General features: G+C 63.9%; 2 protein-coding genes. Both read right to left on the reverse strand.

Features of this window, described 5'->3' with window-relative positions:
- Positions 1-121: flagellin N-terminal helical domain-containing protein (locus ACTJI4_RS18260; protein WP_440869048.1), on the reverse strand; the 121-nt coding region annotated here is incomplete at its 3' end.
- 231 nt (positions 122-352) lie between these two features.
- A partial coding sequence (locus tag ACTJI4_RS18265) for a flagellin (RefSeq protein ID WP_440870147.1) occupies positions 353-1,191 on the reverse strand: 839 nt, incomplete at its 5' end.

Genomic DNA, 1,191 nt, shown 5'->3' on the forward strand with positions numbered 1-1,191 from the left:
CGCTGTTGATGCGCAGGCCCGAGGACAGGCGCTGGATGGTGGTGGCCAGGCTGGAGCCGCTGGTCGACAGGTTGCGCTGGGCGTTCAGCGACATCACGTTGGTATTGATGACTTGTGCCATTTTCTTGCTCCTGGTGGCGATGATGTCGCCGGGTTGTCGAGGTGTTTCCCCCTTGTCGGAGGCGGCCCAGCGCTACGTCATGCCGTGGCTGAAATCATTAACGACACAATGTCAACAACCTTTAGTCGATTTACCAAAAAACATGTCTTTTCCCGGCTTCCGGCGGCTGCCGGCATCGCACACAAAAAACCCCGCCGAAGCGGGGTTTTCGTCACGCGCCATACGCCGTAATCAACCCTGCAGCAGGCTCATCACGCTGGACGGCGACTGGTTGGCCTGGGCCAGCATCGCCGTACCCGCCTGCTGCAGGATCTGCGTGCGGGTCAGTTCGGCGGTTTCCTTGGCGTAGTCGGTGTCGCGGATGCGGCTGCGCGAGGCCGACAGGTTTTCCGAGGTGGTGCCGAGGTTGGCGATGGTGGAGGTGAAGCGGTTCTGGATCGCACCCATGTCGGCACGCGAAGAGTTCACCGCGGTCAGCGCCTTGTCGACGATGGACAGGGCCTGCTGGGCGCCGGTAAAGGTGGAGATGTTGAGGTTGCTGGCGAACTGTGCGGTCAGGCCGGTCGCGTCGGCGGTCGGGGTCGGTGCGGTCGGTGCGGTCGCGCCGGTCCAGGTGCCCATGGTGACGTCGATGGCGTTGAAGGTGCCGTCGGCAGCGACATTGTTCTGCACCGAGGTCAGGTCCAGCTTGCCGGCGGTGGCGGCATCGGCCGAGGCATACACGCCGGTCTGGTCCATCTTGGCGTTGATGGCGGCAGCGATCGCGGCGGTCGTGGCCTTCTGGGTCGCGGCGGCGTCGACGCCTGCCTTCACTTCAATATCGTCCAGCTTGTACGACTTGCCGTCGGCACCCTGGATTTCCATGCCCTTGATGCTCACAGCGCCGTTGGCGGCCGGGGCTGCCACGGTGAACGTGTTCTTGTCGAACTTGGCACCGCCGAGGGCGCTGGCGCTGGCATCGACGATGCTGTTGATGCCGATGGTCTGGCCCGAATCGGCACCGACCTGGAACAGGGCGCCGGAGAACGAACCGTCCAGCAGCTTGGTGCCGTTGAAGTTGGTCTGGCGGG

This window comes from Stenotrophomonas sp. 22385, assembly GCF_052045085.1.
In the GTDB taxonomy this organism is placed as follows: Bacteria; Pseudomonadota; Gammaproteobacteria; order Xanthomonadales; family Xanthomonadaceae; genus Stenotrophomonas.